This window comes from Pseudomonas sp., from assembly GCF_035277045.1.
In the GTDB taxonomy this organism is placed as follows: Bacteria; Pseudomonadota; Gammaproteobacteria; order Pseudomonadales; family Pseudomonadaceae; genus Aquipseudomonas.
Genome location: NZ_DATELE010000206.1, coordinates 68,313 through 90,974 on the forward strand (window position 1 = coordinate 68,313; position 22,662 = coordinate 90,974).

General features: G+C 64.7%; 20 protein-coding genes. 9 read left to right on the plus strand and 11 right to left on the minus strand.

Annotated features, from left to right (window positions below; genetic code table 11):
• The 6 genes from VJS90_RS11860 to VJS90_RS11885 form a co-directional block, all read right to left on the minus strand.
• Positions 1 to 927, minus strand: a complete 927-nt coding sequence (locus tag VJS90_RS11860; protein WP_324121841.1) for an ABC transporter permease subunit — start codon at positions 925 to 927, stop codon at positions 1 to 3.
• A 9-nt stretch (positions 928 to 936) separates the two neighbouring features.
• The gene (locus VJS90_RS11865) at positions 937 to 1,947 is read right to left on the minus strand and encodes an ABC transporter permease subunit (protein WP_324121842.1); all 1,011 of its coding nucleotides are present in this window, start codon (positions 1,945 to 1,947) and stop codon (positions 937 to 939) included.
• A 75-nt stretch (positions 1,948 to 2,022) separates the two neighbouring features.
• The gene (locus tag VJS90_RS11870; protein ID WP_324121843.1) at positions 2,023 to 3,618 is read right to left on the minus strand and encodes an ABC transporter substrate-binding protein; all 1,596 of its coding nucleotides are present in this window, start codon (positions 3,616 to 3,618) and stop codon (positions 2,023 to 2,025) included.
• A 72-nt stretch (positions 3,619 to 3,690) separates the two neighbouring features.
• Positions 3,691 to 5,070, minus strand: a complete 1,380-nt coding sequence (locus tag VJS90_RS11875; protein ID WP_324121844.1) for an OprD family porin — start codon at positions 5,068 to 5,070, stop codon at positions 3,691 to 3,693.
• Between the two features lie 449 nt (positions 5,071 to 5,519).
• Complete coding sequence (locus tag VJS90_RS11880) at positions 5,520 to 7,145, minus strand: ABC transporter substrate-binding protein (protein WP_324121845.1); 1,626 nt, start codon at positions 7,143 to 7,145, stop codon at positions 5,520 to 5,522.
• A 267-nt stretch (positions 7,146 to 7,412) separates the two neighbouring features.
• A complete protein-coding gene (locus VJS90_RS11885) occupies positions 7,413 to 8,135 on the minus strand; it encodes an SIMPL domain-containing protein (RefSeq protein WP_324121846.1) in 723 nt (240 codons plus the stop codon).
• 200 nt (positions 8,136 to 8,335) lie between these two features.
• Between VJS90_RS11885 and VJS90_RS11890 the strand changes: the two genes are divergently transcribed.
• The 4 genes from VJS90_RS11890 to VJS90_RS11905 all read left to right on the plus strand — a co-directional run bounded on the left by VJS90_RS11890 (position 8,336) and on the right by VJS90_RS11905 (position 12,603).
• Positions 8,336 to 9,595 carry an ATP-binding protein gene (locus VJS90_RS11890; RefSeq protein ID WP_324121847.1) on the plus strand — a complete coding sequence of 420 codons (1,260 nt, stop codon included), beginning with the start codon at positions 8,336 to 8,338 and terminating at the stop codon, positions 9,593 to 9,595.
• Complete coding sequence (locus VJS90_RS11895) at positions 9,592 to 10,152, plus strand: response regulator transcription factor (protein ID WP_324121848.1); 561 nt, start codon at positions 9,592 to 9,594, stop codon at positions 10,150 to 10,152. The genes VJS90_RS11890 and VJS90_RS11895 overlap by 4 nt, the downstream gene beginning before the upstream one ends.
• 85 nt (positions 10,153 to 10,237) lie before the next feature.
• Positions 10,238 to 11,179: an AEC family transporter gene (locus VJS90_RS11900; protein ID WP_324121849.1), complete on the plus strand. Its 942-nt coding sequence runs from the start codon at positions 10,238 to 10,240 to the stop codon at positions 11,177 to 11,179.
• 53 nt (positions 11,180 to 11,232) lie between these two features.
• Complete coding sequence (locus VJS90_RS11905; protein WP_324121850.1) at positions 11,233 to 12,603, plus strand: amino acid permease; 1,371 nt, start codon at positions 11,233 to 11,235, stop codon at positions 12,601 to 12,603.
• A 9-nt stretch (positions 12,604 to 12,612) separates the two neighbouring features.
• Here VJS90_RS11905 and VJS90_RS11910 read toward each other — a convergent pair whose 3' ends face one another.
• The 5 genes from VJS90_RS11910 to gatC form a co-directional block, all read right to left on the minus strand.
• Complete coding sequence (locus VJS90_RS11910) at positions 12,613 to 13,656, minus strand: calcium/sodium antiporter (protein ID WP_324121864.1); 1,044 nt, start codon at positions 13,654 to 13,656, stop codon at positions 12,613 to 12,615.
• Positions 13,657 to 13,718: 62 nt separating this feature from the next.
• Positions 13,719 to 14,090, minus strand: a complete 372-nt coding sequence (locus tag VJS90_RS11915; protein WP_414704933.1) for a septal ring lytic transglycosylase RlpA family protein — start codon at positions 14,088 to 14,090, stop codon at positions 13,719 to 13,721.
• Between the two features lie 205 nt (positions 14,091 to 14,295).
• On the minus strand, positions 14,296 to 15,741 hold the full coding sequence (gene gatB, locus VJS90_RS11920; protein ID WP_324121852.1) for an Asp-tRNA(Asn)/Glu-tRNA(Gln) amidotransferase subunit GatB: 1,446 nt from the start codon (positions 15,739 to 15,741) through the stop codon (positions 14,296 to 14,298).
• Positions 15,742 to 15,752: 11 nt separating this feature from the next.
• Positions 15,753 to 17,204 carry an Asp-tRNA(Asn)/Glu-tRNA(Gln) amidotransferase subunit GatA gene (gene gatA, locus VJS90_RS11925; RefSeq protein ID WP_324121853.1) on the minus strand — a complete coding sequence of 484 codons (1,452 nt, stop codon included), beginning with the start codon at positions 17,202 to 17,204 and terminating at the stop codon, positions 15,753 to 15,755.
• 15 nt (positions 17,205 to 17,219) lie between these two features.
• Positions 17,220 to 17,507 (minus strand): Asp-tRNA(Asn)/Glu-tRNA(Gln) amidotransferase subunit GatC, encoded by a 288-nt coding sequence (gatC, locus tag VJS90_RS11930; RefSeq protein WP_324121854.1) that lies wholly within the window; start codon positions 17,505 to 17,507, stop codon positions 17,220 to 17,222.
• Positions 17,508 to 17,708: 201 nt separating this feature from the next.
• Here gatC and mreB point away from each other — a divergent pair, with 201 nt between their 5' ends.
• The 5 genes from mreB to rng all read left to right on the plus strand — a co-directional run bounded on the left by mreB (position 17,709) and on the right by rng (position 22,653).
• A complete protein-coding gene (gene mreB, locus VJS90_RS11935; protein ID WP_158460018.1) occupies positions 17,709 to 18,746 on the plus strand; it encodes a rod shape-determining protein MreB in 1,038 nt (345 codons plus the stop codon).
• A gap of 167 nt (positions 18,747 to 18,913) precedes the next feature.
• A complete protein-coding gene (gene mreC / locus VJS90_RS11940) occupies positions 18,914 to 20,008 on the plus strand; it encodes a rod shape-determining protein MreC (RefSeq protein WP_324121865.1) in 1,095 nt (364 codons plus the stop codon).
• Positions 20,008 to 20,496 carry a rod shape-determining protein MreD gene (gene mreD, locus VJS90_RS11945; RefSeq protein ID WP_324121855.1) on the plus strand — a complete coding sequence of 163 codons (489 nt, stop codon included), beginning with the start codon at positions 20,008 to 20,010 and terminating at the stop codon, positions 20,494 to 20,496. Before mreC ends, mreD begins: the two co-directional genes overlap by 1 nt.
• Positions 20,497 to 20,529: 33 nt before the next feature.
• On the plus strand, positions 20,530 to 21,141 hold the full coding sequence (locus VJS90_RS11950) for a Maf family protein (RefSeq protein ID WP_324121856.1): 612 nt from the start codon (positions 20,530 to 20,532) through the stop codon (positions 21,139 to 21,141).
• A gap of 54 nt (positions 21,142 to 21,195) precedes the next feature.
• Positions 21,196 to 22,653: a ribonuclease G gene (rng, locus tag VJS90_RS11955; RefSeq protein ID WP_324121857.1), complete on the plus strand. Its 1,458-nt coding sequence runs from the start codon at positions 21,196 to 21,198 to the stop codon at positions 22,651 to 22,653.
• The last annotated feature ends 9 nt before the right edge of the window (positions 22,654 to 22,662 follow it).

Sequence of the window (22,662 nt, forward strand, 5' to 3'; positions counted from 1 at the left end):
TCAGGCGGCATTCTTGAGTTTCGGGTCCAGCGCATCGCGCAGCCCGTCGCCCATCAGGTTGATTGCCAGCACGCTGAGCAAGATGGTCAGGCCAGGCAGGCTCACCACCCACCAGGCGCGTTCGATGTAGTCGCGGGCCGAGGCCAGCATGGTGCCCCATTCGGGCGTCGGCGGTTGCACGCCCAGGCCGAGGAAGCCCAGGGCGGCGGCGTCGAGGATCGCCGACGAGAAGCTCAGGGTCGCCTGCACGATCAGCGGCGCCATGCAGTTGGGCAGCACGGTGATGAACATCAGCCGCGGCAGGCTGGCACCCGCCAGGCGGGCGGCGGTGACGTAGTCGCGATTGAGCTCGCCCATCACCGCGGCGCGGGTCAGGCGCACGTAGGAGGGCAGCGAGACAATGGCGATGGCGATCACGGTATTGATCAGGCCAGGGCCGAGGATGGCCACGATGGCCACGGCCAGCAACAGCGAAGGCAGGGCCAGCATCACGTCCATCAGGCGCATGATCGAGGGCCCGAGCATGCGCGGGAAGAACCCGGCCAGCAAGCCCAGCAGCACGCCGGGAATCAGCGAGATCACCACCGATGACAGGCCGATCAGCAGCGACAGCCGCGCGCCCTGGATCAGCCGCGAGAGCAGGTCGCGGCCCAGCTCGTCGGTGCCCAGGATGAACTGCCAGGTACCGCCTTCGAGCCAGACCGGCGGGGTCAGCAGGAACTCACGGTACTGCTCGCTCGGGTCATGCGGCGCGACCCAGGGGGCGAACAACGCGCAAAAGATGATCAGGCACATGAAAGCCAGGCCCGCCACGGCGCCCTTGTTGCGCGAGAAGGCCTGCCAGAACTCCTTGTACGGCGAGGGGTAAAGCAGGCTCTGGTCGACAGGCGAGGCAGGGGTTATGGTTTTAGCGAATGGACTGGTCATGGCGGGGCCTCAGCGCTGGTGACGGATGCGTGGGTTGGCCAGGCCGTAGAGGATATCCACGACGAAGTTGACCAGGATCACCAGGCAGGCGATCAGCAGGATGCCGTTCTGTACCACGGGGTAGTCACGGGCGCCGATGGCCTCGATCAGCCATTTGCCGATGCCCGGCCAGGAGAAGATGGTTTCGGTCAGCACGGCGCCGGCCAGCAAGGTGCCGACCTGCAGGCCGAACACCGTCAGCACCGGGATCAGCGCGTTGCGCAGTCCGTGCACGAATACCACGCGGGCGGGCGACAGGCCCTTGGCCCGTGCGGTGCGAATGTAGTCCTCGCGCAGTACCTCGAGCATCGAGGAGCGGGTCATGCGGGCGATCACCGCCAGCGGGATGGTCCCCAGCACGATGGACGGCAGGATCAGGTGCATCAGCGCGTCCTTGAACGCGCCTTCCTCATCGCTGAGCAAGGTATCGATCAACATGAAGCCGGTCTTCGGCTCGATGTCGTAGAGCAAATCGATGCGACCGGAGACCGGCGTCCAGCCCAGGCTCACCGAGAAGAACATGATCAGGATCAGCCCCCACCAGAAGATCGGCATCGAATAGCCCGCCAGCGAGACGCCCATCACCCCGTGGTCGAACAGCGAACCGCGCTTGAGCGCGGCGATCACGCCGGCCAGCAGGCCTACCATCCCGGCGAACAGCAGCGCGGCAAGCGCCAGCTCCAGGGTCGCCGGAAACAGCGTGGTGAACTCGCTCCACACGCTCTCGCGGGTGCGCAACGACTCGCCCAGGTCGCCGTGGGCGAGCTTGACCACATAATCCAGGTACTGTTGTGGCAAGGGCTTGTTCAGGCCCAGGCGCTCCATGGCCTGGGCATGCATCTCGGGGTCGACCCTGCGCTCGCCCATCATGACTTCCACCGGGTCGCCGGGGATCAGGCGTATGAGCGCAAAGGTCAGCAAGGTGATGCCGAAAAATGTCGGTATCAGCAGCCCCAGTCGCCGGGCAATAAAACTGAACATCGTCTGGTGTACCTCATCAGCAGCCGGTCAAGGCAATATCGCCGGCCCTTGTGAGGGCCGGAGGTCGGTCTTGTTCTACTTCACCTGGGTAGTGGCGAAGTTGTTATTGGTCAGAGGGTTGATGTGGTAACCCTCCACCTTCGCGCGCATGGCCACGAACAGCTTTGGATGGACCATGGCGATCCACGGTTGATCGTTATCGTACACCGCCAGCGCCTCGGCATAGAGCCTTGCGCGTTGATCATCATCGCTTGTCTGGCGTGCCTCGGTGATCAGTCCCTGAAACTTAGGGTTGCACCAGCGCGCATAGTTCTCGCCGCTTTTGGCGGCATCGCAACTGAGCAGCGGGCTGAGGAAGTTGTCCGGGTCGCCGTTGTCGCCGGCCCAGCCGGTGGCAACCATGTCGGCCTCGCCCCGTTTGGCCCGGCGCAGCATCTCGGCCCACTCCATGACGCGGATTTCCAGCTTGATGCCGATCTGGCGCAGGTCGGCCTGCAGCATCTCGGCGGCCAGGCGCGGGTTGGGATTGGTACCGCCGCCGCCATTGCGGGTGAACAGGGTCAGCACCGTGCCTTCAGGCACGCCGGCCTCCCTGAGCAGGGCCCGGGCCTTGTCCAGGTCGCGGGGCGGGTTCTGGTTGCGGGTGTTGTAGCCGATCAGGGTCGGCGGGTAAGGGTTGACCCCCACCAGCGCATTGCCCTTGCCGAAGAGCTGGTCGACGTAGTTCTGGCGGTCGAAGGCGAGGTTGATCGCCTTGCGCACACGCACATCGCTCAGGTGCGGGCGTTGCGTGTTCAGGGCGATATAGCCGGTGAGCAGACCTTCGATCTCGTCGACCTTCAGCAGGGGATCGGCCTTGATCGCGGGCACATCGTCAGGCTTGGGGTACAGCGCGATCTGGCACTCGTTGGCGCGCAGCTTCTGCAGGCGCACGTTGCTGTCGGTGGTGATGGCGAAGATCAGCGCATCGGCAGGCGGCTTGCCCCGAAAATAGTCGGGGTTGGATTTGAAGCGAACCTGGGCGTCCTTGTTGTAGCGCTGCAGGATGAACGGCCCGGTGCCGATCGGCTTGCTGTTGAGCAGCGCTGGCGTACCGGCCTTGAGCAACTGGTCGGCGTATTCGGCGGAGTAGATCGAGGTGAAGGCCATGGCGAGATCGCGCAGGAACGGCGACTCGGGGTGCCGGAGGTGGAATACCACGGTGTGGTCGTCGCGCTTCTCGACCGACTCCAGCAAGGCGCTGAAGCTCATGCTCTCGAAATAGGGATAGCCGACGCTGGTCTTGTCGTGCCAGGGGTGGGTGCGGTCAAGCTGGCGATTGAAGCTCCAGAGCACATCGTCGGCGTTCATGTCCCGGGTGGGCGTGAAGTAGTCAGTGTGGTGGAACTTCACCCCCTCGCGCAGGTGAAAGGTGTAGGTCAGGCCATCCGGGCTGATCTCCCAGCGCTCGGCCAGGGCAGGGCGAATGTCGGTGCTGCCCGGGGTGAAATCGACCAGACGGTTGAACAGGGTTTCAGCGGCGGCATCGCCGGTCACCGCGGTGGTGTACTGGACAATGTCGAAGCCCTCGGGGCTGGCCTCGGTGCAGACCACCAGCGGCCTGGCGATGACGGCCGCGGCCTGGCTCGACAGCAGTACCGCCAGGACAACGTGGAGCAGTAGTGATTTCATGAAGACTCCCTGTGCTCGGACTATTCAGCGTAGCCGCCGCGGCCCGCGAGGGCAGGCCGCGGGGCATGACGGTCAGAGGATGTTGAACGGAATGGTGGTCACGACCCGCAGCTCGTCCTGGTTGCCATCGGCCTGGCCCTTGCTCGCCCTGTGGGTGGTGTAGGTGGCGCGGATGCTGCTGTTTTTCAGCGGCCCGTCCTGCAGGACGTAGGTGGTGCCGGCGCTCCACTCGTGGTGGGTCTCGCCGTCCATGCCCTTCACGTCATAGCCCGTGCCCTTGTAGTGGGTGCCATCGATGCCCCAGCCACGGGCGTTGTACAGGTTGAACTTGAGGCCGGGAACCCCGTACGGCGCCATGTCCAGCACATAGGCGAGCGACAGCGACTTCTCGTTAGGGCCGTTGTAATCCGAAAACAGCGAGTTGGCCAGGAAGATGCCGTTGGTTTCGTGGAGATAGTCGAAGAACTCGTTGCCGTCGATTTCCTGGTAGCCGACGGTCAGCGAGTGGGCCTGGTGCCGCAGGCCTAGAGACAGGCTGTAGGCGTTGTTGTCGATCGCGCCGAGCTTGCTGCGGCCCTCGTCCCGGGTCTTGTAGTAGTTCAGGCCTGTGGTCAGGCTGAGTTGCTCGCTGTCGCCCAGCTCATGGGTGGCGCCAAAATAGTACTGGTTCCAGAAGTCGTCGACCTTGGCGGCGAACAGGCTGGTGGTCAGGCTTCTGAGCGGCTGGTAGCTGGCGCCGAAGGTACTGGCGCGGTCGGTCTCGAGTCCCCCGGCGCTGTTTTCGGAGCGGAATTTGCTCAGGCTCTGTTCGGTCCGCGGCGAGACCCGGTCGAAGCTGCCCAGGTCGAACGACAGGTTGTCGAACTCGGCGCTGTGCAGGCTCACGCCCTGGAAACTCGAGGGCAGGGCGCGGTTGCCGATGACCGCGATCATGGGGGTGTCCATGTTCTGGCGGCCGGCGGTGAGCGTGGTATTGGAGATGCGCGCCTGCAGGTTGGCCAGGCCCAGCTTGCTCCACTGGCCGACGACATCGCCATCGCCGTGGGTGAGGGTGCGGTTGTTCGGCCCGGCGACGGATGAGCGGCCTTGCTCCAGGGCGATGGCGTTGTAGCCGGCAACCTCGGCGGCGAAGCCGACGGTGCCCTGGCTGAACCCGGAGTTGTACTGGAGGATGGTGCCTTGCAGCCAATTGTCACGGCGATCGGTGCTGCCACGCGAGCCATCGCGTTTGTAGTAGCCCCAGCGGGTGTCGCGGGTGCCGCGTTCGTGGGCAAACCAGTTGCGGGTGGTGCCGCCCAGGCTTTGTCCCTCGATCAGGCCTTCGGCCTCGGTTTGCGCGTGGGCCGAGGCCAGGGTCAACGGGTAGAAGGCCTGGCTGGCGGGGTCGGCCTGTGCCGTGACGCACAACGCGCCAAGGGTGAGGGCCAGGGTGGTGCTGGTGAAGGGTTTCACGTTGAAGCTCCTTTTCGGTTTTTTTAGTTATCGCCAGGCGTGTCGGTCCCGGCGTCATGCGGGTGAAGCGCTTTTTGCAAACGTTTGCGCGCTCGGATTGAGCTGAATCCGGGCTGCACGAAGCCGCAGGAGGGCAACGGCACTCCTGGTTATTGGTGGGTCGGGTTACTCGGTGCTGACGCCCGAGAAGTCGTTACGCTTGAAAGGGCTGCGCATGACGTCTCCTTTTCCGCATTCGTTGGGATTTTTCGCACGCACTTTGTCGAATCGCGCTGACAGTGCGTTGCTGGAACCATACGAGTGGCGGACGGGTGCCGGAAGGTACGTTTGCCTTAGATTGCGTAGGACGTTTCCTGTAGGCAGGTAGGAAGTTTCCGCGCTGCCTACAGGATGGACTTGAAGGGGATGATCCCCAGGAGGCCGTCACCCAGGATGACGGTGATCAGGTCTCACTTGCCGACGCTGACCCCATAGAAGGAGTTGAGGCCGAAAGGACTGATCTTGAAGCCTTGCACGGCGGTGCTCATGGGCTGGTAGACCGTGGAATGGGCGATGGGAGTCATCGGCACCTGGTCCTTGAGGATGTGTTGCGCCTGTTCATACAGCTCGGTGCGCCTGGCCTGGTCCGAGGTCGCCTTGGCTTGCTTGACCAGGTCGTCGAAGGGCTTGTAGCACCATTTGGAGAAGTTGTTGCCCGACACCGCGTCGCAACCAAAGAGAGTGCCCAGCCAGTTGTCCGGGTCGCCGTTGTCGCCGCTCCAGCCGATCAGCATGGCGCCGTTCTCGCCACCCTTCGAACGCTTGATGTACTCGCCCCATTCGTAGCTGACGATCTTGGCCTTGATGCCGATCTTGGCCCAGTCCGATTGCAGCATCTCGGCCATCAGCTTGGCGTTGGGGTTGTAGGGACGTTGCACGGGCATGGCCCACAGGGTGATCTCCGTGCCTTCCTTGACCCCGGCTTCCTTGAGCAGCGCCTTGGCCTTTTCGGGGTCGAAGGGGGCGTCCTTGATGGTCGTGTCATATGACCATTGCGTCGGCGGCATGGCATTGACCGCCAGCTGGCCGGCGCCCTGGTACACCGACTGGATGATCTGCTGCTTGTTCACCGCCATGTCCAGCGCCTGGCGCACCTTGAGCTGCGCCATGGGGTTGGGTTCGTTGCTGCCCTTGATCTTGTCCATCACGTTGTAGGCGATGTAGCCGAGGTTGTAGCCGGCCTGACTGGGCATCTGCAGCTTTGGATCCTGCTTCAGCGGTTCTATGTCGGCAGGCCGCGGGAAGAGGGTGACCTGGCATTCGTTCTTCTTCAGCTTCTGCATGCGCACCGAGGCGTCGGTGGTAATGGCGAAGATCAGGTTGTCGATCTTCACGTCGTCCGGCTGCCAATAGTCCTTGTTGCCCTTGAAGCGGATCTGCGCGTCCTTCTGGTATTTGCTGAACACGAACGGGCCGGTGCCGATCGGTTTCTGGTTGATGTCGGCGGGTTTGCCCTGCTTGAGCAGCTGCGCGGCGTATTCGGCGGACTGGATCGAGGCGAAGCTCATGGCCAGGTTCTGGATGAACGCGGCATCGACACCATTCAGGGTGAACTTCACCGTGTGCTCGTCGAGCTTCTCGAGCCGGGCGATGTTCTTGTCCATGCCCATGTCGGTGAAATACGGGAACTCGGTGGGGTAGGCCTTGCGGAACGGCATGTCCTTGTCGAGCATGCGGTTGAAGGTGAACAGCACATCGTCGGCGTTGAACGGTCGGGAGGGCTTGAAGAAGTCGGTGGTATGGAACTTGACCCCTTCGCGCAGGTGGAAGGTGTAGGTCAGGCCATCGTCAGAGACATCCCAGCTTTTGGCCAGGCCTGGTATGACGGCGGTGCCGCCGCGCTCGAACTGGGTCAGGCGATTGAAGACGGTCTCGGCCGAGGCATCGAAGTCGGTTCCGGTGGTGTACTGCCCCGGGTCGAAGCCGGCCGGACTGCCCTCGGAGCAGAACACCAGGTTGGACGCGGCGAGCGCGGAGGGGGCGCTGGCAAGCAAGCCTGCACCGACCAGAAACGGAATGACTGCGTGTTTGAGCATGGTGGCCTCATTGTTGTCATTTTTTGAGTGAGGCGGCCTTGTGAGCCGTCCTCCCGATAGTCCTGCGAAGGCTGTAGCCAATGCAACACCCGGAAGGATAGCTGGCGTCAAGAAAGTGGTACTGAGGTACTTGAATGTCGCCTGAGTGTAATTTTCGGCGATGTTGAACGTTTGCGGTGGATAGATCGGCTCACCTGGACCGTTTTCGGATAGACACGGACTCTGTGGGAGCGGGGCAAGCCGGTCCCACGGAGCAATTCCCGGGCGTCAGGGCATCTGGACTTCGATCATCCCGTCGGCGCTCATGCTCACCTCGGTGGTGCCCGCCTCGACATCCGGCGAAGGCGCGGCTTCGGCGGCGCTGTCGGCCTTCATCATCATCGGGGCGCTACGCATGTAAGGCCGTGGATAACCGGTGCTGTTGAGGTTCAGGCTGACAACCTTGTAGCCACTGCCGCCCATGGCCTGGGTAGCCAGTTGCGCCCGCGCCTTGAAGGCGTCGACCGCTTCCTTGAGCAAGGCATCCTCGCTGGTCTTGCGCGTGCCAGGGGCGATCGAGAAGTCCATGCCGCCCATCTTCAGGTCTTGCAGCAGTTCGCCGGTGAGCTTGGACAGCCCCGGGAAATCGGCGCTTTCAAGGCGCAGTTCGGCGCGCTCGCGCCAGCCGGTGATCTTCTGGCCCTTGTTGTCGTAGATCGGGTAGCTGTTGCGGCTGCCCTGGCTGATCTTCACGTCCTTGACCTGCCGCGCCTGCTGCAGGGCCTTGTTCATGGTCTCGGTGATCTGCCTGGCCAGCGCGCCCGGGTCGCTGTTCTGGGCTTCGCTGTACAGCGTCACGACCATCAGGTCACGCGCCACTTCCTTGCTCACCTCGGCGCGCAGCGAAACCTGGTTGTAGTAGCGGGGCTCGTCAGCCGCCAGCGCCGAAAGGCTGCTGGCCAGCAGGCCACATGAGAGCAGCAGGGTGGCGCTGCGACGGGGAATGCGCATGTGTGACTCCTTGGCAGGGGCGTGAACAGGCCATCCAGTCCACGCATGGCCGGTAAGACTCGAAGAGTGTAGTCAGGTTCACCAACGCCCCTTGCAGGTGTGTAAAAAAGTGTGGCGCTTTGCCGCAGCGCTGCAGCCGGGGGGCTGGCTTGGGTATACTCTCGGCGATTCATCCGCAGCACTCATTTTCAGGAAAGCGCATGCTCGCCGCCGAACACCCGCTGTCCGCCACCCGTCAGAACCTCTGGCGGCTGACCTTCATACGCATCCTGGTTCTGGCCGCCCAGGCAGGCTCGGTGGGCGTCGCCTACTGGACCGACCTGCTGCCGCTGCCCTGGTTCGCGCTGGTGCTGACGCTCGCCCTGTCCTCGCTGCTGTGCGCCTTCACCGCCCTGCGGCTGCGCCTGTCGCTGCCGGTGACCGAGCTCGAGTACGCGTTCCAGCTGGCCTGCGACCTGCTGATCCACAGCGCCCTGCTGTATTACTCGGGCGGTTCGACCAATCCGTTCGTCTCTTATTACCTGGTGCCGCTGGCGATCGCCGCGGTGACCTTGCCGTGGGTCTATTCGCTGGTGCTCTCGGGCCTTGCGCTGGCCGCCTACAGCCTGCTGCTGGTGCAGTTCTATCCGCTCGACCCGCTGCCCATGGCGCGCGAGACGATGCAGGTGTACGGCATGTGGCTGAGCATCGCGCTGGCCGCGGCGGTGATCACCTTCTTTGCCGCGCGCATGGCCGAGGAGCTGCGCCGCCAGGAGCAACTGCGCGCCGAGCGCCGCGAGGAGGGCCTGCGTGACGAGCAGCTGCTGGCCGTGGCCACCCAGGCGGCCGGTGCGGCGCATGAGCTGGGCACGCCGCTGTCGACCATGAGTGTGCTGCTCAACGAGATGCGCAGCGATCACAAGGACCCGCAGCTACAGGAAGACCTGGCCGTGCTGCAAGACCAGGTCAAGCTGTGCAAGCAGACCTTGCAGCAGCTGGTGCGCGCCGCCGAGGCGAACCGGCGCATGGCGGTGGTCGAGCAGGATGTCACCGCCTGGCTCGACGAGTCCCTGGATCGCTGGCATCTGATGCGCCCCGAAACCAGCTACCGTTTCCAGCGCCTTGGCCAGGGCGAGGTGCCGCGCCTGGCGCCGCCGCCAGACCTGACCCAGGCGCTGCTGAACCTGCTGAACAACGCCGCCGATGCTTGCCCTGACAACCTGGAGGTGTCCCTCGACTGGGACGCCGCAAGCATTGTCATCAGCATCCGTGACCATGGTCCCGGGGTACCGGCGGCCATTGCCGAGTCGATCGGCAAACCCTTCTTTACCACCAAGGGCAAAGGCTTTGGCCTGGGCCTGTTCCTGAGCAAGGCCAGTGTCACCCGTGCGGGTGGCTCGGTAAAACTCTATAGTCATGAACAGGGCGGCACCCTGACCGAATTGCGCCTGCCACAGGGCACGCGAGGAGAACAACGATGAGCGATGAAAACCAGGTCGAAAGCGAAGAGCTGCCGCATCTGTTGCTGGTGGACGACGACGCCACCTTTACCCGGGTCATGGCCCGCGCCATGGGCCGGCGCGGCTTTCGCGTGAGCACCGCGTCCTCGGCCGAGGAAGGCCTGGAGCTGGCGCAGAAGGACAAGCCTGACTACGCCACCCTCGATCTGAAGATGGAAGGCGACTCGGGCCTGGTGCTGCTGCCCAAGCTGCTGGAACTGGACCCGGAGATGCGCGTGGTGATCCTGACGGGTTACTCGAGCATCGCCACGGCGGTCGAGGCGATCAAGCGCGGCGCGTGCAACTACCTGTGCAAGCCGGCCGACGCCGACGACGTGCTGGCGGCGCTGTTCGCCGAGCATGCCGACCTCGACACCCTGGTGCCGGAAAACCCGATGTCGGTGGACCGCTTGCAGTGGGAGCACATCCAGCGGGTGTTGTCCGAGCACGAGGGCAATATCTCCGCCACTGCGCGGGCGCTGGGCATGCACCGGCGCACGTTGCAGCGCAAGCTGCAGAAGCGGCCAGTACGGCGCTGACTTTCCTGGGGCCGCACAGCGGCCCCAAAACTGCGTGGCACTCACGTATCATTAGCGACCTACCGGCCACCACGGATCGCTGTCAATGCTCGCCCTCCTTGTCCAGACACTGAACATCACGGCCCCGGTCTTCGCCATGCTGTTCATGGGCGTGCTGCTCAAACGCATCCGGCTGATCGACGACGGCTTCATCCATGTCGCCTCGAACCTGGTGTTCAACGTGTGCATGCCGGCGCTGCTGTTCCTGGGCATCTATCACGCCGACCTCTCCACGGCCGTGCAGGGCGACCTCATCGCCTACTTCGTCGCCTCGACCCTGCTCGGCTTCGCCATGGCCTGGGGCTTCGCGATCTGGCGCTGCCCGCGAGCGGACCGCGGCATCTACACCCAGGGTGGCTTTCGCGGCAACAACGGCGTCATCGGCCTGGCCCTGGCGGCCAGTCTCTATGGCGACTACGGCATCTCCCTGGGCGCGGTGCTCGCCGGGCTGGTCATCCTGATGTACAACTCCCTGTCGGCGGTGGTCCTGGCGGTCTACAGCCCGAACATGAAGTCCGACCCCTGGAGCATCTGCAAGAACATCTTCAGCAACCCGCTGATCATCAGCGTGCTGGCCGCCACGGCCATGGCATATGGCCAGGTGCCGCTGCCCAACTGGCTGCTCACCTCCGGCGACTATCTGGCGCAGATGTCCCTGCCGCTTGCGCTGATCTGCATCGGCGGCACCTTGTCCCTGGCATCCCTGCGCGACAGCGGCAAGCTGGCGATCAGCGCCAGCCTGGTGAAAATGGTCTGGTTGCCGATCGCCGGCACCCTGGGAGGCTGGCTATGCGGCTTCCGCGGGGCTGAACTGGGTATCCTGTTTCTCTACATCGGCAGCCCGACGGCGGCGGCCAGCTACGTCATGGCGCGCGCGGCCAATGGCAACCACGAGCTGGCGGCCTCGATCATCGTCATCACGACGCTAGCGGCGGCGATCACCACCAATATCGGAATCTTCCTCTTGCAGTGGGGCGGTTGGATCTAGATCCTGACCGCACATAACGCCAACAGCACTGCCTCCAGCCTTAAGGACACTTCATGCAAGACCAGAGCACGCCCGAGCGATTGCAGCGCGGGCTGAAAAATCGCCATATCCAGCTGATCGCCCTGGGTGGCGCCATCGGCACCGGGCTGTTCCTGGGCATCGCCCAGACCATCCAGCTGGCAGGCCCCTCGGTGCTGCTGGGCTACGCCATCGCCGGCCTGATGGCCTTTTTCATCATGCGCCAGCTCGGCGAGATGGTGGTCGAGGAGCCGGTCGCCGGCAGCTTCAGCCACTTCGCGCACCGCTACTGGAGCGAGTTCGCAGGTTTTGTCTCGGGCTGGAACTACTGGGTGGTGTACGTGCTGGTGGGCATGGCCGAGCTGACCGCCGTGGGCATCTACGTGCAGTACTGGTGGCCGGGCTTCCCGACCTGGGCGACCGCGGCGATCTTCTTCGTGGTGATCAACCTGATCAACCTCACCCAGGTGAAGGTCTACGGCGAGATGGAATTCTGGTTTGCCCTGGTCAAGGTGGTCGCGATCGTCAGCATGATCGGCTTTGGCGCTTATCTGCTGGCCAGCGGCACGGGCGGCCCGGATGCCGACATCGCGAACCTGTGGCAGTACGGCGGGTTCTTTCCCAACGGCATCACCGGCCTGGTGATGGCGATGGCCGTGATCATGTTCTCCTTCGGTGGCCTGGAGCTTGTCGGCATCACCGCCGCCGAAGCGGACAACCCGCGCCATAGCATCCCGCGTGCGACCAACCAGGTGGTCTACCGGATCCTGATCTTCTACATCGGCGCGCTGGCCGTGCTGCTGTCGCTGTACCCGTGGCAGAAGGTCGTGCAGGGTGGCAGCCCGTTCGTGATGATTTTCCACAACCTGGACAGCAACCTGGTCGCCACGATCCTCAACGTCGTGGTGCTGACGGCGGCGCTGTCGGTCTACAACAGTTGCGTCTACGCCAACAGCCGCATGCTGTTCGGCCTCGCCAGCCAGGGCGACGCGCCACGCGCGCTGCTCAAGGTCAACCGCCGCGGCGTGCCACTGGCGGCGCTGGGCGTGTCGGCGTTCGCCACGGGGCTTTGCGTGATCATCAACTACCTGATGCCGGGCGAGGCCTTTGGCCTGCTGATGGCGCTGGCGGTGTCGGCGCTGGTGATCAACTGGGCGAGCATCAGCATCACTCACCTGAAGTTCCGCCGCGCCAAGCTGGCCGCGGGTGAAAAGCCGTTCTACCCGAGCTGGGGCCATCCGCTGACCAATTACCTGTGCCTGGCCTTCATCGGGCTGATCCTGGTAGTGATGCTGCTGACTCCGTCGATCCGTATCTCGGTGCTGCTGATTCCGCTGTGGATAGCCCTGCTGGGCGTGGCGTTCCGGTTGAAGAAAAGAGCCAGGCCAAGCGTCCACGCCAGTTGATCGCCCGCCTCAGTGCTGGCGGCGCCAGGCGCGCAGGGTGGTGTACAGCAACACCGCCCCAAGCGCGGGCAAGGCGTAGAACAGCATCAGCTTCTCCAGGTGCCCCGCCAACGGCATGCCGGTGGTGAACGCCACCACGTGCAGGCCGTAGACCAGGTACAGACCCAGGAATACCAGGCCCTCTGCCCGGGTGATGCGATAGCCCGAGTAGAACACCGGCAGGCTCAGGACGGCGACGCCGAGCATCACCGGCAGGTCGAAGTCCAGGGCATTGGGCGAGATCGACAGCGGTTCAGGCGCGACCAGGGCGGTCGTCCCCAGCACCGCCAGCAGGTTGAACAGGTTGCTGCCGATCACCGTGCCGACGGCGATCTCCCGCTCACCGCGCAGGGCCGCGATCAGCGCGGCGGCGAGCTCCGGCAGCGAGGTGCATACCGCGACCACGGTCAGGCCAATGATGCGCTCTGACAGGCCCAGGTCGGTTGCCACCTCCACCGCGGCCTCCAGCAGCAAGTGCCCGGCCAGGCTGAGCAGCCCCAGGCCCAGCAGAACCTGCAACACCTCCTTGATCCAGAACCGGCCTGCCGGGCGCGGGGCGGGATCGGGGGCAGGGTAGGTGCGGGCGTAATGACGGGACTGGTGCCAAAGCACCGCCAGGTATCCGAGCAGGCCCAGCACCAATACCAGGCCCTCGAGGCGTCCGAGGTAGCCGTTGAGGGACAGCGCGTAGACCAGGATGCTGGCGCCGATCATCAGGGGCAGGTCCAGGCGCACAAGCTGGCGCGAGACCCGCAGAGGAATGATCAGCGCCGCCAGGCCGAGAATCACCAGCACGTTGAAGATGTTGCTGCCCACCACGCTGCCGACGGCCACGTCCGGGGCGCCCTGGTAGGCGGCCTGCAAGCCGACGGTCAGTTGCGGCGCGGTGCTGCCGAAAGCCACGAGGCTCAGGCCGATGATCAGCGGCCGCACGTGCAGCCGCAAGGCCAGTTGCAAGGCGGCGCGCACCAGCAGTTCGGCGCCGGCGACCAGCAGCAGCAGGCCGAACGCCAGCTGCAGCAGGCTGAAGGTGGGAAGGGTGGCAAGATCGAAAATGGTGACAGCTCCGTATCAGGTCAGTCGCTCAGACCTTGTACCCGCACGCGGGCGGTTCCGCTACGGATCATGCCGATTTTTTGCGCGGCGGCGCGCGACAGGTCGATCAGGCGCCCGCGCGAATGCGGGCCGCGGTCGTTGATGCGGACCACGACGCTGCGCTGGTTGGCCAGGTTGGTGACCCGCACGCGGCTGCCGAAGGGCAGGCTACGGTGAGCGGCGGTCAGGCCGTGCTGGTTGAAGCGCTCGCCACTGGCGGTGCGCTTGCCATGGTGGCGCGAGCCGTAGTACGAGGCGGTGCCGGTCTTGTCGTAGCCGTCGGGGTCGGTGTCGTGGCTGGCGCAGCCGGCCAGTACAGTGAAGAGCGCGAGTGCGCTGAGGTGACGCCAAATCAAGGTAGAACTCCCACGGCATCAGGAAATCGTTCAGGGCAGTCCAGGCCCCCCCTCTGTGGGAGCGGCCTTGTGCCGCGATCGGCCCCAAGGGGGCCGTAATATCAGCGAACGCGTTCCATCTGATACACCGCGGCCCCAGGTTTCACGACCCCTGCGGGGCCGATCGCGGCACAAGGCCGCTCCCACAGGGAAGGTCAGGTAATCAACCTTCCAGCTTGGCCTTCAGCAGCTGGTTCACCTGCTGCGGGTTGGCCTTGCCTTTGGAGGCCTTCATGGCCTGGCCGACAAAGAAGCCGAACATCTTGCCACGCTTGGCTTCGTCCGCGGCGCGGTATTGCTCGACCTGGTCGGCGTTGGCCGCCAGCACTTCGTCCAGCACCTTCTCGATCGCGCCGCTGTCGGTGACCTGCTTGAGGCCACGGCTGTCGATGATCGCGTCGGCATCACCTTCACCGGCCGCCATGGCCTCGAAGACCACCTTGGCGATCTTGCCGCTGATGGTGTTGTCGCGAATGCGCAGCAGCATGCCGCCCAGTTGCTCGGCGGTGACCGGCGCCTGGTCGATCTCGACACCCAGCTTGTTCAGCAGGCTGCCCAGCTCGACCATGACCCAGTTGGCCGCCAGCTTGGCGTCGCCGCCAATGCTTGCCACCTGTTCGAAGTAGTCAGCCTGCTCGCGGCTCGAGGCCAGCACGTTGGCGTCGTAGGCCGACAGGCCGTACTGGCTCTGGAAGCGCTCGACCTTCTGCGGCGGCAGCTCCGGCAGGCTCGCCCGCGTGGCCTCCAGGAACGCGTCCTCGATGACCACCGGCAGCAGGTCCGGGTCGGGGAAGTAACGGTAGTCGTTGGCTTCCTCCTTGCTGCGCATGGCGCGGGTCTCGTCCTTGTTCGGGTCGTACAGGCGGGTTTGCTGGACCACCTTGCCGCCGTCCTCGATCAGGTCGATCTGGCGCTGGATCTCGCTGTTGATCGCCCGTTCGATGAAGCGGAACGAGTTGACGTTCTTGATCTCGCAGCGGGTGCCGAACTCCACCTGGCCCTTGGGCCGGATCGACACGTTGCAGTCGCAGCGCAGCGAGCCTTCGGCCATGTTGCCGTCGCAGATGCCCAGGTAGCGCACCAGTGCGTGGATGGCCTTGACGTAGGCCACGGCTTCCTTGGCGCTGCGCATGTCAGGCTCGGAGACGATCTCCAGCAGGGGAGTGCCGGCACGGTTCAGGTCGATGCCGGTCGAGCCGCTGAAGTCTTCGTGCAGGCTCTTGCCCGCGTCTTCCTCAAGGTGCGCCCGGGTGATGCCGACGCGCTTGATGGTGCCGTCCTCGAGGGCGATGTCCAGGTGGCCCTTGCCGACGATCGGCAGCTCCATCTGGCTGATCTGGTAACCCTTGGGCAGGTCTGGGTAAAAGTAGTTCTTGCGCGCGAACACGTTGCGCTTGCCGATTTCGGCATCGATGGCCAGGCCGAACATGCACGCCATGCGCACGGCTTCCTGGTTGAGCACCGGCAGCACGCCCGGCATGCCCAGGTCGATCAGGCTGGCCTGGGTGTTCGGCTCGGAGCCGAAGGTGGTCGAGCTGCCGGAGAAAATCTTCGACTGGGTCGCAAGCTGGGTATGAATCTCCAGCCCGATGACAACTTCCCATTGCATGTGTGAATTCCTCAGAAGCCGTTGGGTGCGCGGGTGTGCCAGTCAGTCACTTGCTGATAGCGGTGCGCGACGTTGAGCAGGCGGCCTTCCTGGAAGTACGGGGCGAGCAGTTGCACGCCGACCGGCAGGCCCTCGACGAAACCGGCCGGCATCGACAGGCCCGGCAGGCCCGCGAGGTTGGCGGTGATGGTGTAGACGTCTTCCAGGTACGCGGCGACCGGGTCGCTGTTCTTGGCGCCAAGCTTCCAGGCCGGGTTCGGCGTGGTTGGACCGAGGATCACGTCGACGTCGTTGAAGGCGGCCATGAAGTCGTTCTTGATCAGGCGGCGGATCTTCTGGGCCTTGAGGTAGTAGGCATCGTAGTAGCCGGCCGACAGCGCGTAGGTGCCGACCATGATGCGCCGCTGCACTTCGGTGCCGAAGCCCTCGCCACGCGAGCGCTTGTACAGGTCGGTGAGGTCCTTGGGGTTCTCGCAGCGGTGGCCGAAGCGCACGCCGTCGAAGCGCGACAGGTTCGAGGAGGCCTCGGCCGGGGCGATGACGTAGTACGCCGGGATAGCGTGCTGCATGTTCGGCAGGCTGATTTCCTTGACCACCGCGCCGAGCTTCTCGAGCTCCTTGACGCTGGCCTGTACCAGGTCGGCGATGCGTGGGTCGAGGCCGGCGCCGAAGTACTCCTTCGGCAGGCCGATGCGCAAACCCTGCAGCGAGGCGTTGAGGTTGGCGCTGTAGTCGGCCACCGGCTCGTCGATGCTGGTGGAGTCCTTGGCATCGAAACCGGCCATGCCTTGCAGCAGCAGCGCGCAGTCCTCGGCGGTGCGGGCCATCGGGCCGCCCTGGTCGAGACTGGAGGCGTAGGCGATCATGCCCCAGCGCGAAACACGACCGTACGTCGGTTTCAGGCCGGTGAGGTTGGTCAGTGCCGCGGGCTGACGGATCGAGCCGCCGGTGTCGGTCCCGGTGGCAGCCGGCAGCAGGCGCGCGGCCACGGCGGCGGCCGATCCGCCCGACGAGCCACCCGGTACGTGTTCAAGGTTCCACGGGTTTTTCACCGGGCCGTAGTGGCTGGACTCGTTGGCCGAGCCCATGGCGAACTCGTCCATGTTGGTCTTGCCCAGGGTGACCATGCCGGCCTCGGCCAGGCGCGCGACCACGGTGGCGTCATAGGGCGCCTGGAAGTTGTCGAGCATCCGCGAGCCGCAGCTGGTGCGCACGCCCTGGGTGCAGAACAGGTCCTTGTGGGCGATCGGCGCACCCAGCAGCGCGCCGGTCTCGCCAGCGGCGCGGCGGGTATCGGCGGCACGGGCCTGGCCCAGGGCCAGCTCCTCGGTGACGCTGATGAAGCTGTTGAGCTGCGGGTCGAGTTGCCCGATGCGCGCCAGCAGGGCGCGGGTCAGCTCCTCGGAGGAAAACGATTTGTCGGCGAGTCCGCGGGCGATCTCGGCCAGTGTCAGTTGATGCATGGCAGGCTCTATCCCTTACTCGATGACTTTCGGAACCAGGTACAGACCGTCCTGGGTCGCCGGTGCGACGGCCTGGTAGGCATCGCGCTGGTTGCGCTCGGTGACCAGGTCGGCGCGCAGGCGCTGACTGGCTTCCAGGGGGTGGGCGAGGGGCTCGATACCGTCGGTGTCGACAGCTTGCATCTGGTCGACCAGCCCGAGAATACTGTTCAAGGCATCGGTAATGCGTGGCAGATCGCCTTCATCCAGGCCCAGTCGGGCCAGGTGGGCAATCTTTTCCACGTCGCAGCGTTGAAGCGCCATGGGGATCTCCAGGGGAAACAAAACGGAATGGGTCCGCGATGAGGAACATGCCGGCGTTCTGGCGGTCATACGGCCGCGATCATCTGCTGGCGTGCTCGGAAAAACAGCCAATTTAACATATTGGCGCCTTGCCCAAAATCCCCGTCATTGTTAGAGTTTGCCGCACTTTTTTACCCACGCGTTGCCTAGGGTCACTTTCCCATGTTCAAGAAACTGCGTGGCATGTTTTCCAGCGATCTTTCCATCGACCTGGGCACTGCCAACACCCTTATTTACGTGCGTGAGCGCGGTATCGTCCTGAATGAGCCGTCGGTTGTTGCCATCCGCACCCACGGCAACCAGAAGAGTGTCGTCGCCGTCGGCACCGAGGCCAAGCGCATGCTGGGCCGGACTCCGGGCAATATCGCTGCCATTCGTCCGATGAAAGACGGCGTGATCGCCGACTTCAGCGTTTGTGAAAAAATGTTGCAGTACTTCATCAACAAAGTACACGAAAACAGCTTCCTGCAGCCCAGCCCCCGTGTGCTGATCTGCGTGCCGTGCAAATCGACCCAGGTCGAGCGCCGCGCCATCCGTGAATCGGCCCTTGGCGCCGGTGCCCGTGAAGTGTTCCTGATCGAAGAGCCGATGGCCGCCGCTATCGGTGCCGGCCTGCCGGTCGAGGAAGCCCGTGGTTCGATGGTCGTCGATATCGGCGGTGGTACCACCGAAATCGCACTGATCTCCCTGAACGGCGTGGTGTACGCCGAGTCCGTTCGTGTGGGCGGCGACCGTTTCGACGAAGCCATCGTGACCTACGTGCGCCGCAACTACGGCAGCCTGATCGGCGAATCCACCGCCGAGCGCATCAAGCAGGAAATCGGTACCGCGTATCCGGGTGGCGAGCTGCGCGAAGTCGACGTGCGCGGCCGCAACCTGGCCGAAGGCGTTCCGCGTGCCTTCACCCTCAATTCCAACGAAGTGCTCGAAGCGCTGCAGGAATCCCTGGCGACCATCGTCCAGGCGGTCAAGAGCGCCCTGGAGCAGTCGCCACCGGAGCTGGCCTCGGACATCGCCGAGCGTGGCCTGGTGCTGACCGGTGGTGGCGCGCTGCTGCGCGACCTCGACAAGCTGCTGGCCCAGGAAACCGGCCTGCCGGTGATCGTCGCCGAGGACCCGCTGACCTGTGTCGCCCGTGGCGGCGGCCGCGCCCTCGAGATGATGGACAAGCACTCCATGGACTTGCTGTCCAGCGAGTAAGCCCAAGGCAGTCCGTTGGTCGCCCGGTTTACAGGTAGCACGTGCAGTGCTACCTGTATGCGCTGGGCTGGCGTCCGTTGGGCGCCGTTACCCTCAACCCGCAAGCAGGCTGGTACGTTGCCCCATGCCCAATGACCTCCTGAATCGTCGTCCACGAGGAACGGCCCATTAAACCGCTTTTCACCAAGGGCCCTTCGCTGGGCGTTCGCCTGCTCGTTCTGGTCGTGCTGTCGATCGCCTTGATGGTGGTCGATGCGCGCTTTGCCGTGCTCAAGCCAGTGCGCAGCCAGATGGGGCTGGTGCTGATGGAATCCTATTCGGTCACCGACCTGCCGCAGCGCCTGTGGCAAGGGATCGCCAGCCAGTTCGGCAGCCGCACCGAGCTTGCCGCCGAGAACGAGAAGCTCAAGACCGAGGCCCTGCTGTTGCAGGGGCGGCTGCAGAAGCTGGCCGCCCTGACCGAGCAGAACGTACGCCTGCGCGAGCTGCTCAACTCCTCGGCGCTGGTCAACGAGAAAGTCGAGGTGGCCGAGCTGATCGGCGTCGATCCCAACCCCTTCACCCATCGCATCCTGATCAACAAGGGCGAACGTGATGGCGTGGTGCTGGGCCAGCCGGTGCTCGATGCCCGTGGCCTGATGGGCCAGGTGGTCGAACTGATGCCCTACACCGCGCGGGTGCTGCTGCTGACCGACACAACCCACAGCATCCCGGTGCAGGTCAACCGCAACGGCCTGCGCGCCATTGCCAGCGGTACCGGCAACCCTGAGCGGCTCGAACTGCGCCATGTGGCCGACACCGCGGACATCAAGGAAGGCGACCTGCTGGTCAGCTCCGGCCTGGGCCAGCGCTTCCCGGCCGGGTATCCGGTGGCCACGGTCAATGAGGTGATTCACGATTCCGGTCAGCCGTTTGCCATCGTCCGCGCCATTCCGACCGCCGCCCTCAATCGCAGCCGCTACCTGCTGCTGGTGTTCAGCGACAGCCGTACCCCCGAGCAGCGCGCCGCCGATGCGGCGATCGCCCAGGAAGAAGCCGACCGCCACGGCGCCGTCGGTTCCGCGGCTCCCGCGCCTGCCACGGGTGATCCGGCGGCACCTGCTCCCGCTCCTGCGACACCTGCAGCGCCAGCGGCTGCGCCAGGCACGGCTCCTGCGGCACCTGCTGCTGCTCCCGCCGCGCCTGCCGCGCCCGCCTCGGTGCCAGCTCCGGCGACGCCGGCCAGCCCGGCAGCAGCGCCTGCCCAACCCCGGAGACAATGATGCCTAGCTCGCGCAGCAACAATGGCTGGGTCATCTGGCTGACGTTCGTGGTCGGCCTGCTGCTCAGCGTGTCCCCCATGCCGCAGTTCATGGAAGTCTTCCGGCCCATGTGGCTGGCCATGCTGCTGGCGTTCTGGACCCTCCACGTCCCGCACAAGGTCGGCATGACCACGGCGTTCGTGCTTGGCCTTGCCGAAGACGTGCTCTACGGCACCCTGCTCGGCCAGAACGCGCTGGTCCTGGTGCTGATCACCTTCCTGGTGCTGACCTTGCAGCAGCGCCTGCGCATGTTCCCGATGTGGCAGCAATGCCTGGTGATCCTGGTGATCTTCGGCATTGCCCAGCTGGTCCAGCTGTGGCTCAGCGCGCTGACCGGCAATCGCCTGCCGACCCTTGCACTGGTCTGGTCGGCGGTGATCAGCGCATTGCTCTGGCCGTGGATCAGCTTCGCCCTGCGTGACCTGCGCAAACGCCTGAGTATCAACTGAAGGCTTCACCGCCACTGACAGGGAGATGTCCGCATGACCGAGTTGTACCTGGCCTCTGGCTCTCCACGCCGGCGTGAGCTGCTCATGCAGATCGGCGTGCCGTTCACCACCCTCAGCGCGCCGGTCGATGAAGCCCCGCTGGCGGGCGAAAGCGCGCCGGCCTATGTCGAGCGTCTGGCCCGCGCCAAGGCGGCTGCCGGCCATGCCACCCTGGCCCAGCCCGGGGTAGTGCTGGGCGCCGATACCGCCGTGGTGCTCGACGGCAAGATCCTCGGCAAGCCCGAGAACGCCGCTCACGCCCAGGCGATGCTGGCCGAGCTGTCTGGCCGCGAGCACCAGGTGCTCACCGCCGTGGCACTGACCGATGGCCAGCGCTGCGAGAGCCTGTGCGTCACCAGCCAGGTGCGCTTTCGCCTCATCAGCGTTCAGGAGGCCCAGCGCTACTGGGCCACCGGCGAGCCTGTCGACAAGGCCGGCGGCTATGCTATCCAGGGCCTGGGCGCGATCTTTGTCACCGCCCTCGCAGGCAGCTACTCGTCCGTGGTCGGCCTGCCGCTGAGCGAAACCGCCGAACTCCTCGAACACTTCGCGATTGCCTGCTGGCAAGCCTCGCCACCCGATGCGGAGGATACGCACCCGTTGTAGCCAGACGCGCACCCGCCATCCATCATTAGCCAATACCTTTGACGAGAACCTGCCATGAGTGAAGAGATCCTGATCAACATCACCCCGATGGAGTCACGCGTGGCGGTGGTGGAGAACGGAGTGCTGCAAGAGGTGCACGTGGAACGCACCCAGCGCCGGGGCATTGTTGGCAATATCTACAAAGGCAAGGTGGTGCGTGTGCTGCCGGGCATGCAGGCGGCGTTCGTCGATATCGGGCTGGACCGGGCGGCGTTCATCCATGCCTCGGAGATTTCCCAGCGCGAAGGTTCGGCGGTCGAGAGCATCAGCGCGCTGGTGCACGAAGGCCAGAGCCTGGTGGTGCAGGTCACCAAGGACCCGATCGGTTCCAAGGGCGCGCGCCTGACCACCCAGTTGTCGATCCCGTCGCGCTACCTGGTGTACATGCCGCGCAGCAGCCACGTGGGGATTTCCCTGAAGATCGAAGACGAGGCCGAGCGCGAGCGCCTCAAGCAGGTGGTCAACGACTGCATGGTCCAGGAAGACATCAAGGACGCGGGCGGTTTCATCCTGCGCACCGCCGCCGAAGGCGCGCGTGCGGAGGAAATCCTCATGGACATCCGCTACCTGCGCAGGCTGTGGGAGCAGATCGGCCAGCAGATCAAGACGGTCGGCGCGCCCACCGAAATCTACGAAGACCTGGGCCTTGCCCTGCGCACCCTGCGTGACCTGGTCAACCCAAAGATCGAGAAGATCCGCATCGACTCGCGCGAGACCTTCCAGAAGACCACCCAGTTCGTCATCGAGCTGATGCCCGAGATCGCCGATCGCCTTGAACACTACCCCGGGGAGCGGCCGATCTTCGACCTTTACGGGGTCGAGGACGAGATCCAGCGCGCCCTGGACCGCAAGGTGCCGCTCAAGTCCGGTGGCTACCTGGTGGTCGACCCGGCCGAAGCGATGACCACCATCGACGTCAATACCGGCGCCTTCGTCGGTCATCGCAATCTTGAGGAGACCATCTTCAAGACCAACCTCGAAGCCGCCACCGCGATTGCCCGGCAGCTGCGCCTGCGCAACATTGGCGGGATCATCATCATCGACTTCATCGACATGGAAGACGAAGAGCACCAGCGCCAGGTGCTGCGCACCCTCGATAAGCAGCTCGAACGCGACCACGCCAAGACCAACATCATCGGCATCACCGAGCTGGGCCTTGTGCAGATGACCCGCAAGCGTACCCGCGAGAGCCTCGAGCAGGTGCTGTGCGAACCCTGCCTGTGCTGCCAGGGCCGCGGCAAGCTGAAGACTCCCGAAACGATCTGCTACGAAATTTTCCGCGAGATCCTGCGCGAGGCGCGTGCCTACCAGGCCGAGGGCTACCGTGTGCTGGCCAACCAGAAGGTGGTCGACCGGCTGCTGGACGAGGAGTCGGGTAACGTGGCGGAACTTGAGACCTTCATCGGGCGGACCATCCGCTTCCAGGTCGAGTCGATGTACTCGCAGGAACAATACGACGTGGTGCTGCTCTGAGGCGTTCGG